Origin of the sequence: Streptomyces tendae (genome assembly GCF_014650435.1) — a bacterium.
Lineage (GTDB): Bacteria > Actinomycetota > Actinomycetes > Streptomycetales > Streptomycetaceae > Streptomyces > Streptomyces tendae.
This window is the reverse complement of the sequence record NZ_BMUY01000001.1, coordinates 253980-267234: the sequence shown is the minus strand read 5'-3', so window position 1 is coordinate 267234 and position 13255 is coordinate 253980. Positions and strand designations below refer to the sequence as shown.

The window sequence follows — 13255 nt, the reverse complement described above, 5'->3', positions numbered from 1 at the left end:
GGAGAACGGTTCCCACGATACGGGGCGGAGCCACCCCACCCCACAGCACAGCCGCGGCCCCCTGAGCGAGGGACCGCGGCTGAAGCCGGGCGGAGTACTACTGGTCGCGCTTGAGCGCCTCCAGCGCACGGCGGGTGACCTCGTCCACGGGTCCCGTCGCCGCGATGGTCGCGACCAGGCCCTGCGACTTGTAGTAGTCGATGATCGGCTCGGTCTGCGTGTGGTAGACCTCGAGCCGCTTGCGGACCGTCTCCTCGGAGTCGTCGTCCCGCTGGTACAGCTCGCCGCCGCAGACGTCGCAGACGCCTTCCTTCTTCGGCGGGGTGTACGTCACGTGGAAGACGTGGGCCGAGTCGTTGCGGCAGACGCGCCGGCCGGCGATCCGCTTGACGACCTCGTCCTCCGGGGCCTCCAGGTCCAGCACCGCGTCGAGCTTCATGTCCTCGGTCTCGAGCAGCTCGTCCAGCGCCTCGGCCTGGGAGACGTTCCGCGGGAAGCCGTCCAGCAGGAAGCCGCCCTCGGCGTCGGGCTGCTCCATGCGGTCCTTCGCCATGGCGATGGTGACCTCGTCCGGCACGAGATTGCCGGCGTCCATGTAGGACTTCGCGAGCTTGCCCAGTTCGGTCTGCTGGCTGATGTTCGCGCGGAACAGGTCGCCCGTGGAGATGTGCGGAATGTGCAGCGTCTCGGCAAGGCGGGTGGCCTGCGTTCCCTTTCCGGCACCCGGAGGCCCGACGAGGACGATTCGCATCAGCGGAGGAACCCTTCGTAATTGCGCTGCTGGAGCTGGCTCTCGATCTGCTTCACCGTCTCGAGACCGACACCCACGATGATCAGGATGCTGGTGCCACCGAACGGGAAGTTCTGGTTTGCCCCGAAACCAGCCAACGCCATTGTCGGGACGAGAGCGATCAGACCCAAGTACAGCGAACCCGGCCAGGTGATCCGGTTGAGTACGTAGCTCAGATACTCAGCGGTCGGTCGGCCAGCCCGGATGCCCGGGATGAAGCCACCATACTTCTTCATGTTGTCCGCGACTTCCTCGGGGTTGAACGAGATGGCCACGTAGAAGAAGGCGAAGAAGACGATCAGGAAGAAGTACAGGATGATGTGCGGCGTCGCCGCGGTGTCCGCGAGGTTCTTCGTGATCCAGGTGGCCCAGCCCGCCGTCGAGTTCGAGAACTGGACGATCAGTGCCGGGATGTAGAGCAGCGACGAGGCGAAGATGACGGGGATGACACCCGCCTGGTTCACCTTGAGCGGGATGTACGTCGAGGTGCCGCCGTAGGAGCGGCGGCCGATCATGCGCTTCGCGTACTGCACGGGGATCCGGCGCTGGGCCTGCTCCACGAAGACCACCAGGCCGACCATGACCAGGCCGACGAGGATGACCGTGCCGAACTCGATCCAGCCGTCGGCCAGCTCGCCCTGCTTCTTGATGGCCCACAGGGCGGACGGGAAGGTCGCGGCGATCGAGATGAACATCAGGATCGACATGCCGTTGCCGATGCCGCGGTCGGTGATCAGCTCGCCGAGCCACATGACGACACAGGTACCGGCGGTCATGCAGATGACCATGACGACGGTGGTGAAGATCGCCTGGTCGGGGACGATCTGACCGGCGACGGTGCAGCCGGAGAAGAGGGCACCGCTGCGGGCGGTGGCCACCAGGCCGGTGCCCTGGAGGATGGCGAGCGCCACGGTCAGGTAGCGGGTGTACTGCGTGATCTTCGCCGTACCGGCCTGGCCCTCCTTCTTGAGGGCTTCCAGGCGCGGGATCACGACGGTCAGCAGCTGCAGAATGATGCTCGCCGTGATGTACGGCATGATGCCGAGCGCGAAGACCGTGATCTGCAGCAGGGCGCCACCGCTGAACATGTTGACCAGGCCGAAGAGGCCCTGGTTGCCGGACGCCTGGTCCACGCACTCCTGGACGTTCTTGTAGTCGACGCCTGGAATGGGGATGTGGGTACCGAGTCGGTACACCACGATGATGCCGAGCGTGAAGAGCAGCTTCTTGCGCAGGTCGGGCGTCTTGAACGCCCGGGCGAACGCGGTGAGCACGGTGCCTCCTGCGACCCCCGCGCTACTGCGTCAAGGGTGACGGTCTTGAGGTTCGACTGACGACTGATAAGTGGACGGCTAAGGGAGTAACGCTGAACCGCCGCCAAGAGTGCCTCATGTGACGCACCCGTGAAAGAGGGCAGCGCAGGCCACCTTACCGGCGGGAGCACTCCCCTTGGAACGACCAACCGGGGATACCCCTTTTGTGGGGCATCCCCGGTTGGGATCGCTCATGTCATCGACACGTCCGAGTAGTTCAGACGAGCTCGGTGACGGTACCGCCGGCGGCGGTGATCTTCTCCTTGGCGGAGCCGGAGACGGCGTCGACCGTCACCTGCAGCGCCACGGAGATCTCGCCCTGGCCGAGGACCTTGACGAGGCTGTTCTTGCGAACGGCACCCTTGGCCACCAGGCCCTCGACGGTGACCTCGCCACCCTCGGGGTACAGCGCGGCCAGCTTGTCGAGGTTCACGACCTGGAACTCGGTCTTGAACGGGTTCTTGAAGCCCTTCAGCTTCGGAAGACGCATGTGGAGGGGCATCTGGCCACCCTCGAAGCGCTCCGGAACCTGGTAACGGGCCTTCGTACCCTTCGTACCACGACCGGCCGTCTTACCCTTCGACGCCTCACCACGACCGACACGGGTCTTGGCGGTCTTGGCGCCGGGGGCGGGACGGAGGTTGTGGATCTTGAGCGGGTTGTTCTCCGCCATGATCAGTCGACCTCCTCGACCGTCACGAGGTGGCGGACGGTGTGCACCATGCCGCGGAACTCGGGGCGGTCCTCCTTGACGACCTGCGTGTTGATGCCCTTGAGACCAAGGGAGCGCAGGGTGTCACGGTGGTTCTGCTTGCTGCCGATGTAGGACTTGACCTGCGTAATCTTGAGCTGCGCCATGATTACGCACCCGCCCCGGCACGCGCACGGAGAAGGGCCGCGGGGGCGACGTCCTCGAGCGGCAGACCGCGGCGGGCCGCGATCTCCTCGGGACGCTGCAGGCCCTTGAGGGCCTCCACGGTCGCGTGCACGATGTTGATCTGGTTGTCGGAGCCGAGCGACTTCGACAGCACGTCGTGGATACCGGCGCACTCGAGCACGGCGCGCACCGGGCCACCGGCGATAACGCCGGTACCGGGGGACGCGGGCTTGAGCAGCACGACGCCGGCAGCCTTCTCACCCTGGATGGGGTGCGGGATGGTGCCCTGGATGCGGGGGACCTTGAAGAAGTGCTTCTTGGCCTCCTCAACACCCTTGGCGATGGCGGCCGGCACCTCCTTGGCCTTGCCGTATCCGACACCCACGGTGCCGTCACCGTCACCCACCACGACCAGCGCGGTGAAGCTGAAGCGACGACCACCCTTCACAACCTTGGCGACGCGGTTGATCGCGACAACGCGCTCAACGTAAGCGGTCTTCTCGGCGGCACCTGCGCCACCGTCACGGCCCTTCCGGTCCCGCCGCTCGCCGCCACCGGCACCGCTGCCGCGGCGCTGGGGTCCAGCCATTGGAATTACCTCTCTCTGTTTCCGCTAGCGTTACGGAACCGGCTCAGAACTTCAGTCCGGCTTCGCGGGCGGCGTCCGCCAGGGCGGCGATGCGCCCGGCGTACTGGTTACCACCACGGTCGAACACGACGGCCTCGACACCGGCGGCCTTGGCGCGCTCGGCGACCAGGGCGCCGACCTGCTTGGCCTGCGCGGACTTGTCGGCCTCGCCACCGCGGATCGAGGTGTCCAGGGTGGACGCCGACGCCAGGGTGTGACCCTTGATGTCGTCGATCACCTGGGCCACGATGTGGCGGTTCGAGCGGGTAACGACCAGACGGGGACGCTCCGCCGTACCCGAGAGATTCTTGCGAATCCGGATGTGGCGGCGCTTGATCGCGGCGCGCTTGTAGGCGTCGCCCTTGAGGATCTTCTGTCCGTATGCCATGGCTTACTTACCCGCCTTTCCGACCTTGCGGCGGATGACTTCGCCCTCGTACTTGACGCCCTTGGCCTTGTACGGGTCGGGCTTGCGCAGCTTGCGGATGTTGGCCGCAACCTCGCCGACCTTCTGCTTGTCGATGCCCTCGACCGAGAAGTGGGTCGGGTTCTCCACCTTGAAGGTGATGCCCTCGGGGGCCTCGACCAGGATCGGGTGGCTGTAGCCGAGGGAGAACTCCAGGTTCGAACCCTTGGCGAGCACGCGGTAACCGACACCGCTGATCTCGAGCTTCTTCACGTAACCCTGGGTCACGCCGGTGATCATGTTCGCCACCAGCGTGCGGGACAGGCCGTGCAGGGCCTTGCTCTGACGCTCGTCGTTGGGGCGGGTGACGTTCAGCACGCCGTCCTCACCCTTGGCGATGTCGATCGGCGCCACGACGGTGTGGGTCAGCGAGCCCTTGGGGCCCTTGACCGAAACCGTACGGCCGTCGATGGTGACGTCCACGCCGGCGGGAACCGCGATGGGGAGCTTGCCGATGCGCGACATAGCTGTTTCCTCCGTTCCCTTCCGTTACCAGACGTAGGCGAGGACTTCTCCGCCTACGCCCTTCTTGCCGGCCTGCTTGTCGGTGAGGAGCCCGTGGGACGTGGAGATGATCGCCACGCCGAGGCCACCCAGCACCTTGGGCAGGTTGGTGGACTTCGCGTACACCCGGAGACCGGGCTTGGAGATCCGCTTGATGCCCGCGATGGAGCGCTCACGGTTCGGGCCGAACTTCAGCTCGAGGACGAGGTTCTTGCCGACCTCGGCGTCCTCGGTCTTCCAGCCGGTGATGAAGCCCTCCTGCTGGAGGATCTCCGCGATGTGAGACTTGATCTTGGACGCCGGCATCGTCACGGAGTCGTGGTACGCCGAGTTCGCGTTCCGCAGACGCGTAAGCATGTCTGCGATCGGATCAGTCATGGTCATGAATTGGCCTTCGGCCTCTCTCGCCGGGGTTTCCTGGTGCGCCATCCCTCTCCCCGATCCGAGACGGGACGGGTGCGGCGCGGTGGACCTACGGCGTAGTAAGTCGTACGGGCGCGACAGACGCCCAACCCCGCAAGCCTACGGCATGCGGAGGCGGGCCTCTGTCGACCCAGTTGCTTACCGAGAGTCTGAATAACCCGGATTTACCGGATTACCAGGAGCTCTTGGTCACGCCCGGCAGCTCGCCACGGTGAGCCATCTCACGAAGGCACACGCGGCACAGGCCGAACTTGCGGTAGACGGAGTGCGGACGGCCGCAGCGCTGGCAGCGCGTGTAGCCGCGGACACCGAACTTGGGCTTGCGAGCAGCCTTGGCAATCAGAGCCTTCTTCGCCATCTCGCTCACGCCTCCTTGAAGGGGAAGCCGAGGTGACGGAGGAGCGCGCGGCCCTCAGCGTCGTTGGTCGCCGTGGTCACCACGGTGATGTCCATACCCCGGGTGCGGTCGATCTTGTCCTGGTCGATCTCGTGGAACATGACCTGCTCCGTGAGACCGAAGGTGTAGTTGCCACGGCCGTCGAACTGCTTGGGGGACAGACCGCGGAAGTCGCGGATGCGCGGCAGCGCGAGCGACAGGGTGCGGTCCAGGAACTCCCACATGCGGTCGCCACGGAGCGTGACGTGGGCACCGATCGGCTGACCCTCACGCAGCTTGAACTGCGCGATGGACTTGCGGGCCTTGGTGACGGCCGGCTTCTGACCGGTGATGGTGGTCAGGTCGCGGATCGCGCCCTCGATCAGCTTCGAGTCACGGGCGGCGTCGCCGACACCCATGTTGACCACGATCTTCACGAGGCCGGGGATCTGCATGACGTTCTCGTAGGAGAACTCCTCACGCAGCTTGCCCGCGATCTCCTCGCGGTACTTCGTCTTGAGACGCGGAGTGGTGGTGGTAGCCATCAGATGTCCTCACCCGTCCGCTTGGCAACGCGAACCTTGTTGCCCTCGTCGTCGAAGCGGTAACCGACGCGCGTGACGACCTTGTTGCCGTCCTTCTCCACGACCAGCTGGACGTTGGAGACGTGGATCGGGGCCTCGGTGGTCACGATGCCGCCGGCCTGCGAACCGCGAGCGGTCGGACCGGCCTTGGTGTGCTTCTTGACCCGGTTGACACCCTCGACCAGGACGCGGTCCTCACGGGGGAAGGCCGCGATGACCTTGCCCTGCTTGCCCTTGTCCTTACCGGTGATGACCTGGACCAGGTCGCCCTTCTTGATCTTCATGCTCACAGCACCTCCGGCGCGAGGGAGATGATCTTCATGAACTTCTTCTCGCGCAGCTCACGGCCCACCGGGCCGAAGATACGGGTGCCGCGAGGGTCGCCGTCGTTCTTCAGAATGACGGCGGCGTTCTCGTCGAAGCGGATGTACGAGCCGTCGGGACGGCGGCGCTCCTTGACGGTGCGAACGATGACCGCCTTGACGACGTCACCCTTCTTCACGTTGCCACCGGGGATCGCGTCCTTGACGGTGGCGACGATGACGTCACCGATACCCGCGTAGCGGCGGCCCGAGCCACCGAGCACACGGATGGTCAGGATTTCCTTCGCACCCGTGTTGTCGGCGACACGCAGCCGCGACTCCTGCTGGATCACGTCTATCTCCTGAATGTCTGCCGGTTCCCCGGGAGTCGGTCACCTTGGTGAACGACTCCCGGAGCCTGGCGGAACTGTCCTGCGAGGAATGCCTCGCAGGAGATTTCTTACTTGGCCTTCTCGAGGACCTCGACGACGCGCCAGCGCTTCGTCGCGGACAGCGGCCGGGTCTCCATGAGGAGGACACGGTCGCCGACGCCCGCGGCGTTCTGCTCGTCGTGAGCCTTGAGCTTCTCGGTACGGCGGATGACCTTGCCGTACAGGGCGTGGGTCACGCGGTCCTCGACGGCGACGACGACGGTCTTGTCCATCTTGTCGCTGACGACCAGACCCTGGCGGGTCTTGCGGAAGCCGCGCGCGGCCTTCGTCTCTTCAGTCACGTTGCTCTCGCTCATCAGGCGCTCTCCACCGTCTCGATGCCCAGCTCGCGCTCACGCATCAGGGTGTAGATCCGGGCGATGTCCTTACGGACGGCCTTGAGCCGACCGTGGTTCTCGAGCTGGCCCGTCGCCGCCTGGAAGCGGAGGTTGAACAGCTCTTCCTTGGCCTCGCGGAGCTTCGCCAGAAGCTCCTCGTTGCCCAGCTCGCGCAGCTCGGACGCCTTGGTACCGGCCGACATCACGCTTCACCTGCCTCGCGCTTGACGATCCGGCACTTCATCGGCAGCTTGTGGGCCGCACGGGTCAGCGCCTCACGGGCGATCTTCTCGTTGGGGTAGGACAGCTCGAACATGACCCGGCCCGGGTGCACGTTCGCGATCCACCACTCCGGAGAACCCTTACCGGAACCCATGCGGGTCTCGGCCGGCTTCTTCGTGAGCGGGCGGTCCGGGTAGATGTTGATCCAGACCTTGCCGCCACGCTTGATGTGGCGGGTCATCGCGATACGCGCGGCCTCGATCTGGCGGTTGGTCACGTACGCCGGCGTGAGGGCCTGGATGCCGTACTCGCCGAACGCAACCGTCGTACCGCCCTTGGCCTGACCACGGCGCTTCGGGTGGTGCTGCTTGCGGTGCTTGACCCTACGGGGGATCAGCATTTCGGTCAGGCCTCCGTTCCGGTGCTCTCAGCCGGAGCGGCAGCGGCGGGCGCGTCGGCCTTGGGGGCCTCGGCGGCCGGAGCCGACTGCTGCTGCGGCTTGCGCCCGCGACGCTCGCCACCGCGGCCACCGCGGGCCGGGCGGTCGTTGCCACCACGGGCCGGGCGGTTGCCCGCACGGGCGGCGGCGTTCTCGGCGCGGACCTCGGCGATGTTCTTGACGTCGCCCTTGTAGATCCAGACCTTCACACCGATGCGGCCGAAGGTCGTCTTGGCCTCGAAGAAGCCGTAGTCCACGTTCGCGCGGAGCGTGTGCAGGGGCACACGGCCCTCGCGGTAGAACTCCGAGCGGGACATCTCGGCGCCACCGAGGCGGCCACCGCACTGGATCTTGATGCCCTTGGCGCCGGCCTTCATCGTGCCCTGCATGCTCTTGCGCATGGCGCGACGGAAGGAGACGCGGGAGGAGAGCTGCTCGGCGACGGCCTGGGCAACCAGCTGAGCGTCGGTCTCGGGGCTCTTGACCTCGAGGATGTTCAGCTGGACCTGCTTGCCGGTGAGCTTCTCGAGCTGACCGCGGATCTTGTCGGCCTCCGCACCGCGGCGGCCGATGACGATGCCCGGACGAGCCGTGTGGATGTCCACGCGGACGCGGTCACGGGTGCGCTCGATCTCGACCTTGGAGATGCCGGCGCGCTCCATGCCGGACGTCAGCATCCGACGGATGGCGACGTCTTCCTTGACGTAGTCCTTGTACAGCTTGTCGGCGTACCAACGCGACTTGAAGTCGGTCGTGACACCGAGCCGGAACCCGTGCGGGTTTACCTTCTGGCCCATTACCGGGTTCCTTCCTTGCTGCTGACGACCACGGTGATGTGGCTGGTCCGCTTGCGGATCCGGTAGGCGCGGCCCTGGGCACGCGGACGGAACCGCTTCAGGGTCGGGCCCTCGTCGACGTAGGCCTCGGAAATGAAGAGGCTGTCGGCGTCGGTGTGGTCGTAGTTGTGCGCGGCGTTGGCGATGGCGCTGTCCAGCACCTTGCCGACCGGCACGCTCGCGGCCTGCGGGGCGAAACGCAGGACCGCCTGAGCCTCCGTGGCATCCATGCCACGGATGAGGTCCACCACGCGGCGGGCCTTCATGGGCGTGACGCGGATGTACCGCGCCTGGGCCCTGGCTTCCATGGTTGTCCCTTCAGTGTTTGTCATGATCATTCACACCCCGCTGACTAGCGGCGCTTCGACTTCCGGTCGTCCTTGACGTGACCCCGGAAGGTGCGCGTCGGCGAGAACTCGCCGAGCTTGTGGCCGACCATGGACTCGGTGACAAACACCGGGATGTGGGTCTTGCCGTTGTGCACCGCGATCGTGTGGCCGAGCATCGCCGGGACGATCATCGAGCGACGGGACCAGGTCTTGATGACGTTCTTGGTACCGGCTTCGTTCTGCGTGTCCACCTTCTTGATCAGGTGGTCGTCGACGAAGGGTCCCTTCTTCAAGCTACGAGGCATCTCAACCCGTCCTTAGCGCTTCTTGTTCGTCTTGCGGCGGCGGACGATGTACTTGTTCGACGCCTTCTTGGGCGAACGAGTACGGCCTTCCTTCTTGCCCCACGGGGACACGGGGTGACGACCACCGGAGGTCCGGCCCTCACCACCACCGTGCGGGTGGTCCACCGGGTTCATGACCACACCACGGACGGTCGGGCGAACGCCCAGCCACCGCTTGCGGCCCGCCTTGCCCCAGTTGATGTTGCTCTGCTCGGCGTTGCCGACCTCGCCGACCGTGGCGCGGCAGCGCTGGTCGACCAGGCGGATCTCTCCGGACGGCATGCGCAGGTGGGCCATCGAGCCCTCCTTCGCGAGCAGCTGCACGGAGGCACCGGCGGAGCGGGCGAACTTGGCGCCGCCACCGGGACGGAGCTCGATCGCGTGGATCGTGGTACCGACCGGGATGTTGCGGAGCGCCAGGTTGTTGCCCGGCTTGATGTCGGCCCCGGGACCGTTCTCGACGCGGTCGCCCTGCTGCAGGTTGCGCGGGGCGAGGATGTAGCGCTTCTCGCCGTCGGCGTAGTGCAGCAGCGCGATGCGCGCGGTGCGGTTGGGGTCGTACTCGATGTGCGCGACCTTCGCCGGCACGCCGTCCTTGTCGTGCCGACGGAAGTCGATGACACGGTAGGCGCGCTTGTGTCCGCCACCCTGGTGGCGAACGGTCACACGACCGGCGTTGTTACGGCCGCCCTTGCTGTGCAGCGGGCGGACCAGCGACTTCTCCGGCGTGGACCGCGTGACCTCGACGAAGTCGGCGACGCTGGAGCCACGACGGCCCGGCGTAGTCGGCTTGTACTTGCGGATTCCCATTTCTCAGTCCTCGTCCGATTCCGGACGATCCGACCTCCGTCAGGAGGTAGGACCGCCGAAGATGTCGATACGGTCGCCCTCGGCGAGGGTCACGATCGCGCGCTTGCTGTCGGCACGCTTGCCGAAGCCCGTGCGGGTCCGCTTCCGCTTGCCCTGGCGGTTGATCGTGTTGACCCCGGTGACCTTGACCGAGAAGACCGCCTGGACGGCCTCCTTGATCTGGGTCTTGTTGGAGCCCGGCGCGACGATGAACGTGTACTTGTTCTCGTCGAGGAGCGCGTAGCTCTTCTCGGACACGACCGGCTTCAGCAGCACGTCACGGGGGTCCGTGAACGCCTTGCTGGCCGGGGTGACGACGGTGTTCTTGCCCTCGGCCTCGTGGCGGCGCGCCTTGGCGACGCGCGCGGCCTTGGCGGCCTTGGCCGCCTTGGAGGCGATGCTCGGGTGACGCGTAGCCATCAGGCTTCGCTCCCTTCGGTGTCAGCGGCCTTGTTGGGGCCAGACACGAAGGACTCGAAAGCGGCCTGGGTGAAGACCACGTCGTCCGAGACGAGAACGTCGTACGTGTTCAGCTGGCCCGGCTCCAGGATGTGGATCTGGGGCAGGTTGCGGGCGGACAGCCACGCGGCCTCGTCGGCGCGGTCGACGACCAGGAGCAGGTTCTTGCGCTCCGAGATCTTGCCGAACAGCGTCCGGGCGGCCTTCGTGGACGGGGTCTCGCCCTCGATGACGCCGGTGACGACGTGGATGCGGTCGTGGCGGGCCCGGTCGGTGAGGGCGTGGCGCAGGGCCGCGGCCTTCATCTTCTTCGGGGTCCGCTGCGAGTAGTCACGCGGCTGCGGGCCGTGGACGACGCCACCGCCGGCGAACTGCGGCGCACGGGTCGAACCCTGGCGGGCGCGGCCGGTGCCCTTCTGGCGGTACGGCTTCTTGCCGCCACCACGGACCTCGCCGCGACGCTTGGTCTTGTGCGTGCCCTGGCGGGCAGCGGCGTTCTGCGCGACGACGACCTGGTGGATCAGCGGAATGCTGATCTTCTCCACGCCGAAGATCTCCGCGGGGAGCTCGACGCTTCCGGTCTTCTCGCCGGCAGGCGAAAGGATGTCAACAGTGCTCATCGGTTACCTCAGGCCCCCTTGGCCGCAGTGCGGACCAGGACGAGGCCGCCGTTCGGACCGGGAACCGCGCCCTTGATGAGCAGCAGACCCTTCTCCGCGTCAACGGCGTGGACGGTCAGGTTCTGGGTGGTGACCCGCTCGTTGCCCATGCGGCCGGCCATGCGGAGGCCCTTGAACACGCGGCCCGGGGTGGCGCAGCCACCGATGGAACCGGGCGAGCGGTGCTTGCGCTGGGTGCCGTGTCCGGCGCCGAGGCCCTTGAAGTTGTGACGCTTCATGACACCGGCGAAGCCCTTGCCCTTGCTCTTGCCGGTGACGTCGACCTTCACGCCGGACTCGAAGACCTCGGCGCTGACTTCCTGACCGAGGGTGTACTCGGAGGCGTCGGCGGTACGGATCTCGACGAGGTGACGGCGGGGGGTGACGTCGGCCTTGGCGAAGTGGCCCTTGAGAGGCTTGTTCACCTTGCGCGGGTCGATCTCGCCGAACGCGATCTGGACGGACTCGTAGCCGTCGACGTCGTTCGTGCGGACCTGGGTGACGACGTTCGGGCCGGCCTTGACGACGGTGACCGGAACAACGCGGTTGTTCTCGTCCCACACCTGCGTCATGCCGAGCTTCTCGCCCAGGATGCCCTTGATCTGCTTAGCCATTCTCAGATCACCGGCCTTCAGAGCTTGATCTCGATGTCGACACCGGCCGGGAGGTCGAGTCGCATCAGAGAGTCAACGGTCTTGGGGGTCGGGTCGAGGATGTCGATCAGGCGCTTGTGCGTGCGCATCTCGAAGTGCTCGCGCGAGTCCTTGTACTTGTGCGGCGACTTGATGACGCAGTACACGTTCTTCTCAGTGGGCAGCGGCACCGGGCCCGCGACCGACGCACCAGTGCGGGTCACCGTCTCGACGATCTTCTTCGCCGAGGAGTCGATGACCTCGTGGTCGTAGGCCTTGAGCCGGATGCGGATCTTCTGTCCCGCCATGGCTACTCAGTAGTCCTGTCTCTCGTAACGCTCTGGACCCGGTGGTCCTTGTCCATTCCGCTCCCCCTCCGACCCACGCGGTCGGGCGTGTCGCACCCTCGCTGACACAGATGTCCCTCTTCGGGACTTCCCTGCCTGGGAGTGCGGGCCCTTCCGGAACCGCGGACCGGGGGCGAGAGGCCCACCGGGTGCCTGGCCTGCACCCCGCTGACGCTTCCCGGAAGATTCCCGTACGTCCGCCCCTGAGCAGGGACGACGAGTACTGTGGGACTCGCTTCCGGTCCCCCCGGCGGGAGGCGCGCAGCATCGGCACTCGACCGAGCAACCCCGCTAGTCTGCCATACGGGGCGCGGGGCTGGCCAATCGAAGCGGATGACTGTACCCCACGTCACCGGGGGGTACACGTGAGCCCGCGTTCGACTCACGCCCCTCAGCTATGAACGCCCCTCAAGGGTCCGTGCCGCGTCCAGAGCCAGAACGATCGACGCGGCCTCTGTCTCTTCACCCGACGTCGTCGACTGCACCCGGTACGTCGCCTCCATGGGAGCGATCCGGATTTCTCCCGCCCTGCGGTCGGAGATGTCCCGAGCAAGGCAGAGGGTTCCCATGCTGAGGTAAGGGAAGAACCGCCGGAACCCAGGGTCTCCATGGAAGACGCGGATCAATTCCTGAAGCACGGGTCGACTTTCCTCGCGCAGCAGGAGCCGCCACTGGGTCTGGACTGGATCGCCCTCCTCCTGCGCTTGGGCAAGTTCATCATATTCCATGAATGGAAATCGGGACTTCATTTCACGCAGCGTCACTCCGGACCGCCATGCGTCTGCGACTCGCACCACGTTTTGCAAGTCAGCCGTGGAACCGGCGGCCCACGGGTGCGTCGCACCCTCAACACTGATGGAAAAGAGGCGATACTCTTTTCCTAGATGGATAAGGACGGGACCTCGGTCCGAGTGCATGCGGGCAGTTACCAGACGCCCCTTCGGATTGGAGCTTGCCGATTCGACGCCCCCCAGATCAACCCCCATGCCGCTCGCCACATGCTCTAGTGCGTCGACCAGGCCACCTAGTTCGACGAGATCGGGATACAAGACAGCACTTACGGTACGGGAAACATCAGATTCCCTACCTTTTCCATCGGACGTCATC

The 13255-nt window shown here is 66.0% G+C and carries 24 protein-coding genes; all 24 read right to left on the bottom strand.

Annotated features, from left to right (window positions below):
- Positions 1-97: 97 nt before the first annotated feature.
- Positions 98-751, bottom strand: a complete 654-nt coding sequence (locus tag IE258_RS01320; RefSeq protein ID WP_003974247.1) for an adenylate kinase — start codon at positions 749-751, stop codon at positions 98-100.
- Positions 751-2064, bottom strand: coding sequence for a preprotein translocase subunit SecY (gene secY / locus IE258_RS01315; protein WP_003974248.1), 1314 nt, complete (start codon positions 2062-2064; stop codon positions 751-753). Before secY ends, IE258_RS01320 begins: the two co-directional genes overlap by 1 nt.
- Before the next feature lie 256 nt (positions 2065-2320).
- Positions 2321-2776 carry a 50S ribosomal protein L15 gene (rplO, locus tag IE258_RS01310; RefSeq protein WP_003974249.1) on the bottom strand — a complete coding sequence of 152 codons (456 nt, stop codon included), beginning with the start codon at positions 2774-2776 and terminating at the stop codon, positions 2321-2323.
- 2 nt (positions 2777-2778) lie between these two features.
- Positions 2779-2961, bottom strand: a complete 183-nt coding sequence (gene rpmD, locus IE258_RS01305) for a 50S ribosomal protein L30 (protein WP_003974250.1) — start codon at positions 2959-2961, stop codon at positions 2779-2781.
- Between the two features lie 2 nt (positions 2962-2963).
- Positions 2964-3569 carry a 30S ribosomal protein S5 gene (rpsE, locus tag IE258_RS01300; RefSeq protein WP_003974251.1) on the bottom strand — a complete coding sequence of 202 codons (606 nt, stop codon included), beginning with the start codon at positions 3567-3569 and terminating at the stop codon, positions 2964-2966.
- Between the two features lie 43 nt (positions 3570-3612).
- Positions 3613-3996 carry a 50S ribosomal protein L18 gene (gene rplR / locus IE258_RS01295; protein ID WP_003974252.1) on the bottom strand — a complete coding sequence of 128 codons (384 nt, stop codon included), beginning with the start codon at positions 3994-3996 and terminating at the stop codon, positions 3613-3615.
- Between the two features lie 3 nt (positions 3997-3999).
- The gene (gene rplF, locus IE258_RS01290; RefSeq protein WP_003974253.1) at positions 4000-4539 is read right to left on the bottom strand and encodes a 50S ribosomal protein L6; all 540 of its coding nucleotides are present in this window, start codon (positions 4537-4539) and stop codon (positions 4000-4002) included.
- Between the two features lie 24 nt (positions 4540-4563).
- Positions 4564-4962 carry a 30S ribosomal protein S8 gene (rpsH, locus tag IE258_RS01285; RefSeq protein WP_026248232.1) on the bottom strand — a complete coding sequence of 133 codons (399 nt, stop codon included), beginning with the start codon at positions 4960-4962 and terminating at the stop codon, positions 4564-4566.
- Between the two features lie 211 nt (positions 4963-5173).
- Positions 5174-5359 carry a type Z 30S ribosomal protein S14 gene (locus tag IE258_RS01280; protein WP_003948630.1) on the bottom strand — a complete coding sequence of 62 codons (186 nt, stop codon included), beginning with the start codon at positions 5357-5359 and terminating at the stop codon, positions 5174-5176.
- A gap of 5 nt (positions 5360-5364) precedes the next feature.
- Entirely contained in the window at positions 5365-5922 is a 558-nt protein-coding gene (rplE, locus tag IE258_RS01275) for a 50S ribosomal protein L5 (RefSeq protein WP_003974255.1), read from the bottom strand.
- Positions 5922-6245, bottom strand: a complete 324-nt coding sequence (rplX, locus tag IE258_RS01270; RefSeq protein ID WP_003974256.1) for a 50S ribosomal protein L24 — start codon at positions 6243-6245, stop codon at positions 5922-5924. Before rplX ends, rplE begins: the two co-directional genes overlap by 1 nt.
- 2 nt (positions 6246-6247) lie before the next feature.
- On the bottom strand, positions 6248-6616 hold the full coding sequence (gene rplN, locus IE258_RS01265) for a 50S ribosomal protein L14 (protein ID WP_003974257.1): 369 nt from the start codon (positions 6614-6616) through the stop codon (positions 6248-6250).
- 107 nt (positions 6617-6723) lie between these two features.
- On the bottom strand, positions 6724-7011 hold the full coding sequence (gene rpsQ / locus IE258_RS01260; protein WP_003974258.1) for a 30S ribosomal protein S17: 288 nt from the start codon (positions 7009-7011) through the stop codon (positions 6724-6726).
- A complete protein-coding gene (rpmC, locus tag IE258_RS01255) occupies positions 7011-7235 on the bottom strand; it encodes a 50S ribosomal protein L29 (RefSeq protein ID WP_003974259.1) in 225 nt (74 codons plus the stop codon). Before rpmC ends, rpsQ begins: the two co-directional genes overlap by 1 nt.
- Complete coding sequence (rplP, locus tag IE258_RS01250) at positions 7235-7654, bottom strand: 50S ribosomal protein L16 (RefSeq protein ID WP_004927269.1); 420 nt, start codon at positions 7652-7654, stop codon at positions 7235-7237. The genes rpmC and rplP overlap by 1 nt, the downstream gene beginning before the upstream one ends.
- Before the next feature lie 5 nt (positions 7655-7659).
- The gene (gene rpsC / locus IE258_RS01245; RefSeq protein ID WP_109034237.1) at positions 7660-8490 is read right to left on the bottom strand and encodes a 30S ribosomal protein S3; all 831 of its coding nucleotides are present in this window, start codon (positions 8488-8490) and stop codon (positions 7660-7662) included.
- Entirely contained in the window at positions 8490-8837 is a 348-nt protein-coding gene (rplV, locus tag IE258_RS01240) for a 50S ribosomal protein L22 (protein WP_003974262.1), read from the bottom strand. The genes rpsC and rplV overlap by 1 nt, the downstream gene beginning before the upstream one ends.
- Before the next feature lie 44 nt (positions 8838-8881).
- The gene (gene rpsS / locus IE258_RS01235) at positions 8882-9163 is read right to left on the bottom strand and encodes a 30S ribosomal protein S19 (RefSeq protein ID WP_003974263.1); all 282 of its coding nucleotides are present in this window, start codon (positions 9161-9163) and stop codon (positions 8882-8884) included.
- A gap of 12 nt (positions 9164-9175) precedes the next feature.
- Positions 9176-10012, bottom strand: coding sequence for a 50S ribosomal protein L2 (rplB, locus tag IE258_RS01230; RefSeq protein WP_030400225.1), 837 nt, complete (start codon positions 10010-10012; stop codon positions 9176-9178).
- A gap of 39 nt (positions 10013-10051) precedes the next feature.
- Complete coding sequence (rplW, locus tag IE258_RS01225) at positions 10052-10471, bottom strand: 50S ribosomal protein L23 (protein ID WP_007443985.1); 420 nt, start codon at positions 10469-10471, stop codon at positions 10052-10054.
- Positions 10471-11130, bottom strand: coding sequence for a 50S ribosomal protein L4 (gene rplD / locus IE258_RS01220; RefSeq protein WP_127894806.1), 660 nt, complete (start codon positions 11128-11130; stop codon positions 10471-10473). Before rplD ends, rplW begins: the two co-directional genes overlap by 1 nt.
- An 8-nt stretch (positions 11131-11138) precedes the next feature.
- Positions 11139-11783: a 50S ribosomal protein L3 gene (gene rplC / locus IE258_RS01215; RefSeq protein ID WP_007443982.1), complete on the bottom strand. Its 645-nt coding sequence runs from the start codon at positions 11781-11783 to the stop codon at positions 11139-11141.
- A gap of 17 nt (positions 11784-11800) precedes the next feature.
- On the bottom strand, positions 11801-12109 hold the full coding sequence (gene rpsJ, locus IE258_RS01210; RefSeq protein WP_003948644.1) for a 30S ribosomal protein S10: 309 nt from the start codon (positions 12107-12109) through the stop codon (positions 11801-11803).
- Positions 12110-12543: 434 nt separating this feature from the next.
- Positions 12544-13254 (bottom strand): hypothetical protein, encoded by a 711-nt coding sequence (locus IE258_RS01205; RefSeq protein WP_189737793.1) that lies wholly within the window; start codon positions 13252-13254, stop codon positions 12544-12546.
- Between the last annotated feature and the right edge of the window lies 1 nt (position 13255).

Bases quoted from the DNA above. Each gene is read 5' to 3' on its own strand.
- rplF (WP_003974253.1), bottom strand. From the start codon at position 4,539: ATGTCGCGCATCGGCAAGCTCCCCATCGCGGTTCCCGCCGGCGTGGAC.
- rplE (WP_003974255.1), bottom strand. From the start codon at position 5,922: ATGGCTACCACCACCACTCCGCGTCTCAAGACGAAGTACCGCGAGGAG.
- rpsJ (WP_003948644.1), bottom strand. From the start codon at position 12,109: ATGGCGGGACAGAAGATCCGCATCCGGCTCAAGGCCTACGACCACGAG.
- IE258_RS01205 (WP_189737793.1), bottom strand. From the start codon at position 13,254: ATGACGTCCGATGGAAAAGGTAGGGAATCTGATGTTTCCCGTACCGTA.
- rplR (WP_003974252.1), bottom strand. From the start codon at position 3,996: ATGGCATACGGACAGAAGATCCTCAAGGGCGACGCCTACAAGCGCGCC.
- rplP (WP_004927269.1), bottom strand. From the start codon at position 7,654: ATGCTGATCCCCCGTAGGGTCAAGCACCGCAAGCAGCACCACCCGAAG.
- IE258_RS01320 (WP_003974247.1), bottom strand. From the start codon at position 751: ATGCGAATCGTCCTCGTCGGGCCTCCGGGTGCCGGAAAGGGAACGCAG.
- rpsE (WP_003974251.1), bottom strand. From the start codon at position 3,569: ATGGCTGGACCCCAGCGCCGCGGCAGCGGTGCCGGTGGCGGCGAGCGG.
- rpmC (WP_003974259.1), bottom strand. From the start codon at position 7,235: ATGTCGGCCGGTACCAAGGCGTCCGAGCTGCGCGAGCTGGGCAACGAG.
- rpsQ (WP_003974258.1), bottom strand. From the start codon at position 7,011: ATGAGCGAGAGCAACGTGACTGAAGAGACGAAGGCCGCGCGCGGCTTC.
- rplB (WP_030400225.1), bottom strand. From the start codon at position 10,012: ATGGGAATCCGCAAGTACAAGCCGACTACGCCGGGCCGTCGTGGCTCC.
- rplW (WP_007443985.1), bottom strand. From the start codon at position 10,471: ATGGCTACGCGTCACCCGAGCATCGCCTCCAAGGCGGCCAAGGCCGCC.
- rplD (WP_127894806.1), bottom strand. From the start codon at position 11,130: ATGAGCACTGTTGACATCCTTTCGCCTGCCGGCGAGAAGACCGGAAGC.
- rpsH (WP_026248232.1), bottom strand. From the start codon at position 4,962: ATGACCATGACTGATCCGATCGCAGACATGCTTACGCGTCTGCGGAAC.
- rpsC (WP_109034237.1), bottom strand. From the start codon at position 8,490: ATGGGCCAGAAGGTAAACCCGCACGGGTTCCGGCTCGGTGTCACGACC.
- rplO (WP_003974249.1), bottom strand. From the start codon at position 2,776: ATGGCGGAGAACAACCCGCTCAAGATCCACAACCTCCGTCCCGCCCCC.
- rplC (WP_007443982.1), bottom strand. From the start codon at position 11,783: ATGGCTAAGCAGATCAAGGGCATCCTGGGCGAGAAGCTCGGCATGACG.
- rplX (WP_003974256.1), bottom strand. From the start codon at position 6,245: ATGAAGATCAAGAAGGGCGACCTGGTCCAGGTCATCACCGGTAAGGAC.
- rpsS (WP_003974263.1), bottom strand. From the start codon at position 9,163: ATGCCTCGTAGCTTGAAGAAGGGACCCTTCGTCGACGACCACCTGATC.
- rpmD (WP_003974250.1), bottom strand. From the start codon at position 2,961: ATGGCGCAGCTCAAGATTACGCAGGTCAAGTCCTACATCGGCAGCAAG.
- rplV (WP_003974262.1), bottom strand. From the start codon at position 8,837: ATGGAAGCCAGGGCCCAGGCGCGGTACATCCGCGTCACGCCCATGAAG.
- IE258_RS01280 (WP_003948630.1), bottom strand. From the start codon at position 5,359: ATGGCGAAGAAGGCTCTGATTGCCAAGGCTGCTCGCAAGCCCAAGTTC.